The sequence below is a fragment of the Bifidobacterium sp. POST2/T3 (B1) genome (assembly GCF_058197115.1).
Genome location: NZ_JBVPQK010000091.1, coordinates 1 through 8,775, shown reverse-complemented (window position 1 = coordinate 8,775; position 8,775 = coordinate 1). Strand labels below are relative to the sequence as shown.

The 8,775-nt window shown below is 50.6% G+C and carries 8 protein-coding genes; 6 read left to right on the top strand and 2 right to left on the bottom strand.

Annotated elements, in window-relative coordinates:
• From hemH to AC0AP0_RS05920, 6 genes are all read left to right on the top strand, one after another.
• A partial coding sequence (gene hemH / locus AC0AP0_RS05945) for a ferrochelatase (protein WP_490429703.1) occupies positions 1 to 852 on the top strand: 852 nt, incomplete at its 5' end.
• A 499-nt stretch (positions 853 to 1,351) separates the two neighbouring features.
• Positions 1,352 to 2,365, top strand: a complete 1,014-nt coding sequence (locus AC0AP0_RS05940) for a LacI family DNA-binding transcriptional regulator (protein ID WP_198184183.1) — start codon at positions 1,352 to 1,354, stop codon at positions 2,363 to 2,365.
• Positions 2,366 to 2,499: 134 nt separating this feature from the next.
• The gene (locus AC0AP0_RS05935) at positions 2,500 to 3,792 is read left to right on the top strand and encodes an ABC transporter substrate-binding protein (RefSeq protein WP_490429702.1); all 1,293 of its coding nucleotides are present in this window, start codon (positions 2,500 to 2,502) and stop codon (positions 3,790 to 3,792) included.
• A 3-nt stretch (positions 3,793 to 3,795) separates the two neighbouring features.
• Positions 3,796 to 4,716, top strand: coding sequence for a carbohydrate ABC transporter permease (locus AC0AP0_RS05930; RefSeq protein ID WP_198184181.1), 921 nt, complete (start codon positions 3,796 to 3,798; stop codon positions 4,714 to 4,716).
• Position 4,717: 1 nt separating this feature from the next.
• Complete coding sequence (locus tag AC0AP0_RS05925; protein WP_490429701.1) at positions 4,718 to 5,674, top strand: carbohydrate ABC transporter permease; 957 nt, start codon at positions 4,718 to 4,720, stop codon at positions 5,672 to 5,674.
• 7 nt (positions 5,675 to 5,681) lie between these two features.
• Positions 5,682 to 6,689, top strand: coding sequence for a glycoside hydrolase family 130 protein (locus AC0AP0_RS05920; RefSeq protein WP_490429700.1), 1,008 nt, complete (start codon positions 5,682 to 5,684; stop codon positions 6,687 to 6,689).
• Positions 6,690 to 6,893: 204 nt separating this feature from the next.
• On the opposite strand, the gene tal is transcribed toward AC0AP0_RS05920, so the two are convergent.
• Both tal and AC0AP0_RS05910 read right to left on the bottom strand, forming a co-directional pair.
• Positions 6,894 to 8,003, bottom strand: coding sequence for a transaldolase (tal, locus tag AC0AP0_RS05915; RefSeq protein ID WP_490429699.1), 1,110 nt, complete (start codon positions 8,001 to 8,003; stop codon positions 6,894 to 6,896).
• 154 nt (positions 8,004 to 8,157) lie between these two features.
• A partial coding sequence (locus tag AC0AP0_RS05910; RefSeq protein WP_490429698.1) for a transketolase-like TK C-terminal-containing protein occupies positions 8,158 to 8,775 on the bottom strand: 618 nt, incomplete at its 5' end.

Genomic DNA, 8,775 nt, shown 5'->3' with positions numbered 1-8,775 from the left:
TACACCAATATCCGCCATGGGCAGGAGCCGCCCAAGCCGCTCATGGACCAGCTGGTCGGCCGCTACAAGGCCATCGGTCTTCCCTCGCCCCTGGCCAGGATCACCACGGCCCAGCGCGACGGTCTCCAGAGTGCGCTGGACAAGGCCCACCCCGGTGCCTACAAGGTCTACCAAGGGCTGAAGTACATCACTCCCTTCATCAAGGATGCAGTCGACCAGATTGCCGCAGATGGCATCACCAGGGTCATTGGCCTGCCCCTGGCCCCGCAGTACTCCTCCTATTCGAGTGAGGACTATCACAACCGCGCCCGCAAGGCCATCGAAGCCCATCCGGGCATGGAATATCTGCCGGTGCGGTCCTGGTGGAATCACCAAGAACTGATCCACTTCTGGAGCGACCAGCTGGTGGCCAAAAAAGATCTGACCGACCGGCCGGACACCAAGGTGATCTTCAGCGCCCACTCCCTGCCCCTACGCATCATCCAGGGAGGGGACCCCTACAAGGATGAGGTCATCGGTCTGTCCAATGCCGTGGCTCAGGCCGCCGGTCTCAATGAGGATCAGTACGTGCTGGCCTGGCAGTCGGCAGGCCGCACCGATGAACCCTGGATCGGACCGGATTTCGTCACCGTGGCCAAGGATCTGATCACCAAGAGCGGCATGAAGACCATCATCTCCGCCTCCATCGGCTTCATCGCCGACAACCTGGAGATTTGCTATGACGTCGATCAGGAGCTGGCCAAGGCCATCGAATCCGCCGGCGGCACCCTGACCAGGCTGAACATGCCCAACGACAGCCCAGCCCTGATCGCCACCCTGCAGCATGTGGTCGAGGAGACCAAGGCAGAGTAAACCACCAAATCTAAGCAACGAACTTTGGTTTGTGAATAAAGCTCGTTGACATAAAATGCCAGAGATTAGAATATAAATTCTTCACTTTGGTTTTAGATGCGCATTGTGCACTGTTCGGGAACACCGGGCAGTGCACAATACTTAATAGTTCCAGCTTTTGACAAGTTGAATGACCTTCTCGTAGAAGGAATAAGTTCAAAATAGGTATAAAAGAATATACTTATACAATTCATAGTAAACACCAATGTCTTAATGTTTTAAGAACTCCATTATTAAGGCATAATTCTTGTATCACAATATAACATAACTATTATTGAATTAATAATATCCTCAATGCGTTAAAGCTATGTCAATAGGCAACAAACTAAGACATATCAAACTCCTATCAAAACGTTTTGACACGCCGATAATCAAACCGCTTTGACCCAATTATCAAACCGTTATAATCTCGATTTCAACGTGATATTGAAGTCACTAGCCGATAAGGGAGGGAGGTCTGATGAAGCGAAAGCCGACGATAGACGATGTAGCGCGTGAGGCAGGTGTCACAAAGGGCACAGTTTCTCATGTGTTCAATGGTCACAGACCGATATCGGAAACAACAAAGCAACGAGTAATCGATACCGCTGCAAAATTGGGTTGGGTTCCTAATTCCAGTGCGCGGGCACTTGCAGCTAAAAGATGCAATGCTATTGGCATCGTGCTGGCGCGAGATCCTCAGGTTCTCCATTCAGACATGTTCTTTTCGGTCTTTTTGTCTGGTGTGGAATCAGTTTTGGTTAAAAGCGAAGTGGCATTGGTCCTACAAATGGTGTCTGACCAACAAGCAGAAGCTCGAGCTTATCGTTCAATGTATCAAGGTCGGGTCGACGGGTTCATAGTTTTGGATCTCACATACAGCGACTGGCGAATTGATCTTTTACGTGAGCTGGAAGCTTCAGTAGTTTTGGTGCAATCGAGCAATGATAACCAAGCGCCGGATTTTTCAAGTGTGTGGGTGGATGACAGGGCTCCTATGCGTACGTTGGTTCGTACTTTGAAAACCCGGGGTCACCACAGAGTCGCTCATATCTCAGGCCCACTGCGTTACGTTCACTCCAATGAAAGAGTCATATCTTATTTGGACGAAACTGGAACAGACGAGTTCTTAAGGGAAGGAAACTTCACTGCAGAAAGTGGACTAAAACTGACACGAGAGCTTCTGTCGCTTGAGCAGCCACCCACCGCAATAATTTACTCGAATGATGTCATGGCCATAGCCGGGCTGTCGTATGCGCAAAGCATTGGCATGAGTATACCCGAAGATCTGTCAATAGCAGGTTTTGATGATGATCCTATTTCTGTTCACCTCAATCCGCCAATGACCAGCGTCTCAACGAACGCATACGAACGTGGACAGTTGGCCGCTAAACAGTTGCTTGCTGTAATTCAAGGCGGTACTCCGCAATCGATAGAAGTGCAGCGACCGAAAGTTCGCTGGCGTAAAAGTACGGAGGGCACCATGCTCGATTGAACTAATCCGCCTAAAAGTATGGGATATACCAAGACTTTGGATATTTGGGGGAGACATATGCCCGGTGAAAGGAGGTTGTTAATCGGGCGATAAATCGAATTGAGTTATTTGAAATGTATTCAAGGAGGAATACGTTGAAGAAGAATCCTATTTTCTTGAAGACAACTATAACTACTGTACTAGCCTTTACGCTCGGACTATCGGCGTGTGGTGCTCCTGATGCCAATTCGGGTAAAAACACAACAAGTTCTACAGGTCCCATCAAGATTTGGCTCTCCAACAATGAACAAGAGCTTAAATGGGGCAAAGCCGTGGTTTCTTCGTGGAATGAAAAACACCCTAACGAAAAAGTCAAGGCTCAGGAAATCCCGGCCTCATCATCGTCAGAGGAAGCGATAACTGCTGCCATAACTGCCGGAACAAGCCCATGCCTTATCTACAATATTTCTAGTTCGGCTGTACCAGGTTGGGTTCGTCAAGGTGGGCTGGTGAACCTATCGAAGATATCGGATGGAAACAGCTATATCGAAGGACGCAGCGGTAAAAGCGCTGAGCATTATAAAACCAATGGTGATTACTACCAACTTCCTTGGAAACAGAATCCCATCATGCTCATCTATAACAAAGACATTTTCCAGAAAGCAGGGATTGATCCCGAGAACCCCAAGATGGATACTTACGCTAGCTTCTTGGAAGGCGCCCGTAAAATCGTTAATTCTGGTGCCTCGCAAAGCGCCATCTGGCCTGCACCGACTAATGAGTTCTACCAGCCGTGGAACGACTTTTACCCGCTTTATCTCGCTGCTACTGATGGTGTTCCGCTGATAAAGGACAAAAAAGCCACATTCGATGACGAGAATGGACGTGATGTCACAGAATTCTTCCGAACTCTTTACGCAGAGAATCTAGCACCTAAAGAGAAACCGACAGATGATGCTATGTCTCAAGGTACTACGGCAATGCAACTGGCTGGCCCTTGGGCTGTTGCTGCGTACAAAGGCAAGGTAAACACAGGCGTGATGCCCATACCTACCAAAGACGGGAAAAAAGATGTAACTACGTTTGCTGATTCAAAGAATATCTCTATGTTTACTTCCTGTAAGGCTCAAGGTACTGCTTGGAAATTCCTCAAATACTCGACCTGCAAAGACCAGGATAAGCGCTTTATTGAAGCTACAGGACAGATTCCCGTCCGCAGCGATAGCGGATCAATATACCAGAACTTTGTAGCAAAAAACCCGGCTTATAAACCTTATGTTGATCAGGCTTTACGAACTGGTGATGTACCAAGTTTGATGAATTCTGTAGAAGTTTGGCAGACCTTCCGTAAACTTTGGTCGAACGATGTGATCTTTGGAAAAACTTCATCACAGGAATTTGTCGACTCTGCTGCAAAGTCGATCAACGAGTTGGCCAGGAAGGGCTAAACTTTGAGTGTCAAGAATTTTAAGCGTTCGTCGTCACCCGTTAAAGGGTGGCGGCGGTGGCTGGGGAAAGAACCCATTGGTGGGTTATTTGCTCTGCCTTATGCCATCTTTGTCTTGTTCATCTTTGCCTATCCTCTGTGCTTCGCCACTTATATGGCTTTCCACGATTACTTTTTCACAGCTCCTGGAGCGCAAGTTGATAAGCCTTTCGTGGGATTCAGAAACTTCTCACAGGTGTTGGCAAATCCTGATGTGCTTCAATCCTTCAAAAATATACTAGTGTTTCTGATTATCAACGTTCCTCTAACGGTTGTTCTTTCGATTGTGCTGGCAGCGGCACTTAATGCAGGTATCCGCTGGGCTACGGCTTTCCGTATTGCTTTTTACCTGCCATATATCACCGCCAGTGTCTCACTAGTAGGTGTATGGATGCTGCTTTTTTCGCAGAAAGGGCTGGTGAACGCCTTATTAGGTTCTCTGGCGCCAAATCCTTCGTGGTTGATCAACGAACATCTTGCCATGCCCTCTATAGCCCTTTATGTGACATGGAAACAATTGGGCTTTTATATTTTGTTGTATTTGGCAGCGCTTCAAAATGTGCCTAAAGAGTTGCATGAGGCTGCAGCAGTTGATGGGGCGAACGCGGTTCAGCGTTTCCTTCATGTTACTGTGCCTGGTGTTCGTCCAACCACTACATTGGTTTTGCTGTTAGCCATCATCACAGGGGCAAACATGTTCACAGAACCTTATCTGTTGACCAATGGAGGTGGGCCGAATGGAGCCAGCAATACACCCGTGCTCTTGATCTATCAGCTTGGTATCCAGCAACAGCATCCTGATTTGGCTTCAGCCATAGGCATGTTGCTAGTTATCCTGGTCGGCTTCATTTCGCTATTGACTAATCGTCTGAACAAAGAGACTTAACATGAGCGACATCGATCAACGTTTCAAATTTGGTACTGAATCATCTGCTAAACCTAATGGTTTCCCCGAGGAAGAAGGAGTCCACAAGAATCATAATCAGCTAGTCGAAGGGAAAAACAGACAACATAGACAAACTGTGGGCAGAGTACTGCGTTACGGTCTGCTTACTATCGCTGCACTAATCTTTGCCTTTCCGTTCTATTTTATGGTCGTAGGAGCTTTCCAGAGCAATCCAACCAACACTCCTTCTCGTTTGGTGCCCTTGAGCGGTTGGACCTTTAATAATTTCGTAGCGATCAATGGTCGAATCAATCTATGGGGTTCCTTACTCAACTCAGGGATTTTCGTGGGGGGCGTTCTGCTTGGGACTGTGGTTTTTGGACTATTAGCTGGTTACTCATTAGCATGTCTTGATTTTTCTGGTCGTGGTTTCACATGGATTTTAATACTGCTAGTTCAGACGGTTCCGTTTCAGCTGCTCATGATTCCCCTCTATGTTCAAATCACTCGCAGTTATGGCTTGGGAGATACCTACATTGGCATGATTCTTCCCTTTGCCATCAACACTACAGCAGTGTTCATCTTTGCTCAGTTTTTCAAAAGTCTGCCTCGTTCTATTTTTGAGGCGGCTCGAATAGACGGAGCCAGTGAAATCAGAATTTTGTGGTCTATTGCCATCCCTATGGTCAGACCAGCACTCGTAACAGCTATTTTGGTCACATTCATTGGCCCTTGGAACGAATTTCTCTGGCCCTTCCTTATCACTAAGGACGCATCTATGCAGCCATTGGCTGTCTCTTTGGCTAATTTCATCACTACAGCTTCGCAGAGCATGGCGAATCCAAACGGTGCCATCTTAGCGGGTGCAACAGTCCTGGCTTTCCCTATAATTATCATCTTTTGCCTCTTCCAGAAATATTTCACTGCCTCTGATATAGGTTCAGCAACGAAAGGTTAATTAACGAATGAACCCGACTAACGACATGCATTTCATGAACAGTAGAGCAGCGTTCCCTTTAGGGCCCTTCACACCTTATGAGAACAATCCGATCCTCAGTCCATTAGGAAAAGGCTGGGAATCAGCAAACCTATATAATCCTGCGGCCATCGTAGTTGACGATGAGGTTGTGCTACTTTACCGTGCTCATTCAACTGACATAGTTTCTCATATTGGCCTAGCCCATAGCTCAGACGGTCTTCATTTCGATCGAGAAAAGAATCCGATTTTATCGCCTAGCGAGGCTTATGACCTATATGGCTGTGAGGACCCACGTATAACTAAGATTGATGGCACATACTATTTAACCTATACCGGTTGGGATCGGCATAGCGCCCTACTGTGCTTAGCGACATCAACAGACTTGCACAACTGGACCAAGCATGGCCCGATTTTTAGTGATTTTGACACTTTTGCAGCCACTAAAGATGCCAGAGGATTTGATTGGTCCAAGGCTGGAGTAATCGTTCCGTTCCGCATTCAGAATAAGTGGTGGATGTACTTCGGAGAAGGCTGCATTTACGCTGCAACCAGTAGTGATCTGATTCATTGGCAACCTTTAAGTGACGACAAGCATCCGATTTATAGTCCTACATCCGGCAGCTTCGATGCTGATTTAGTTGAGATTGGTGCCCCTCCGATAATGGCTGACAATGGCTTGTTAATATTCCTTGTAAACGGGGCCGTTCGCACTCTTAGAAGCGATGGGACGTACGACGTTGATTATAGGTGCGGACAGTTTGCAATTGATCCGGACCGACCCGGGCAGGTTCTTGCTAGAATGCAGATTCCATGGCTGGCCCCTCAATCCTTTGAGGACCTAAATGGGATGATTCCTAATGTAACGTTTGTTGAGGGCCTGGTTCAATTCCATGGAGTATGGCTTGCTTATTATGGTCAATCTGATACTACCTTGGCAGTAGCTACATATGATCCACGGGTTAATCGGTGGGGTAGTCATAGCTCAAGATTTTAAGCAAATATCGTAATTGTTGAATAACGCGACATTTTTCTCCTTGAGTACCTTGATTTTTTAAGTACGTTTGTCGAAAGTTCAACTCCGACAAAGTGACTTTATTACACATGATGGAAAAGGCTCCCTCCGGCTGTTGTCGGAGGGAGCCTTTTCCATTTCCTCATTCCAGTAGATTGGGGAATGATTCATGGATACTGATGGTGCTCAGCCGTTGACGCGGTCGATGCCCTTCTGCACGTCGGAGAGGACCGAATCCCAGGAGTCGATGAAGGCGGCGACGCCATCGGCCTCCAGCTTGTCGGTCACATCCTTGATGTTGATGCCCAGGTCAGCCAGCTTCTGCATCACCTGGTGGCTCTCCTCGTAGTTGCCCTTGACCGAGGGAGCACCGTTGCCGTGATCGGCCAGAGCGTTCAGGGTCTTCTCAGGCATGGTGTTGACCACGTCAGGGGCCACCAGCTCATCCACGTACTTGCAGTCTGAGTAGGCGGCGTTCTTGGTGCCGGTGGAGGCCCAGAGCGGACGCTGACGCTTGGCGCCCTTGGCTTCCAGGTCGGCCCAGCGGGGATCGTTGTCGAAGGCCTTCTCGAAGAGCTCGTAGGCCAGGCGGGCGTTGGCCACAGCGGCCTTACCCTCCAGGGACTTGGCCTCGTCAGAGCCATTGGCCTCCAGCAACTTGTCAACCGCAGTGTCCACGCGGGAAACGAAGAAGGAGGCGACCGAGCCCATATGCTTCAGGTCATGGCCGTTCTTGTCGGCCTGGACCATGCCCTCGATGAAGGCGTCGATAACCTGCTTGTAGCGCTCCAGAGAGAAGATCAGGGTCACGTTGACCGAGATGCCCTTGGCCAGGGTGGCGGTGATGGCAGGCAGGCCCTCCAGGGTGGCGGGGATCTTGATCATGGCGTTGGGCCGATCGACCTTGTTCCAGAGCTCTTCGGCCTGCTTCTCGGTCTCTTCGGTGTTGTGGGCCAGACGAGGATCGACCTCGATGGAGACGCGTCCATCCACATAGTCGGTCTTCTCAGCAACCTCACGGAATATGTCGGTGGCGTTGCGCACGTCGGTGGTGGTCAGCTCACGGACGGCCTGCTCGACGGGGATGCGGCCCAGCTGCTTGAGCTGTTCGTCATAGGGACCCACCTGGCTCAGGGCCTTCTGGAAAATCGAGGGGTTGGTGGTCACGCCCACCACATTGCGCTCGGCGATCAGCTGCTGCAGATTGCCCGACTCGATGCGGGTGCGGCTCAGATCGTCCAGCCAGATCGAGACACCTGAATCGCTCGTGCGCTGGGTGTTTGCATTTTCTGCCATCTTGTCACTCCTTATTTGGGTTCCCGATGGAATCACATTCACTATGCACTACCGGGAAGTGTTTTGCTGTATTCCCGCAGGCCGCGTTTCGGGCGTGCCTGAAGGGGAGGGGGCCGGCGTCGCGGACGGCCCCCGATTGATCACGATGCCGGGTTCAGCGGGCCTGACGGACTTCCTCCAGGGAGGCCTGTGCTGCTTCGACCACATGATCGGCTGTGATGCCCAGGTCGCGCATGTTCTCGTCGCCGCTGCCCTGCAGGCCGAACTGCTCGATGGACACGGGCTTGCCATAGCTGCCCAGGTACTTGTACCAGGGCGTGGCCAGTCCGGCCTCAACGGAGACGCGGGCCTTGACGGAGGCGGGCAGAACGGCTTCCTTATACTCGTCGTCCTGCTCCTCGAACCACTCCAGCGAGGGCACGGAGACGACGCGGGCCTTGACGCCCTGCTCAGCCAGGGTCTTGGAGGCGGCCACAGCGTGCTGCACCTCGGAGCCGGTGGCCATGATCAGCACATCCGGCTGGCCCTCGGTGTCGACCAGCACGTAGGCGCCCTTGCGCACGCCCTCACGGGCCTTGGCCTTGGTCTCCTCCAGGGTGGGTACGCCCTGCCTGGTCAAGATCATGGCCGTAGGGTGGGTGTTGTCCTTCTCGAAGAAGGCGCGGTAAGCCTCAGCGGTCTCGTACTGATCGGCCGGGCGCACAACCTCCATCTGGGGGATGGCGCGAATGGCGGTCAGGTGCTCGATGGGCTGGTGGGTGGGGCCATCCTC

Bases quoted from the DNA above. Each gene is read 5' to 3' on its own strand.
- AC0AP0_RS05925 (WP_490429701.1), top strand. From the start codon at position 4,718: ATGAGCGACATCGATCAACGTTTCAAATTTGGTACTGAATCATCTGCT.
- AC0AP0_RS05940 (WP_198184183.1), top strand. From the start codon at position 1,352: ATGAAGCGAAAGCCGACGATAGACGATGTAGCGCGTGAGGCAGGTGTC.
- AC0AP0_RS05920 (WP_490429700.1), top strand. From the start codon at position 5,682: ATGAACCCGACTAACGACATGCATTTCATGAACAGTAGAGCAGCGTTC.
- tal (WP_490429699.1), bottom strand. From the start codon at position 8,003: ATGGCAGAAAATGCAAACACCCAGCGCACGAGCGATTCAGGTGTCTCG.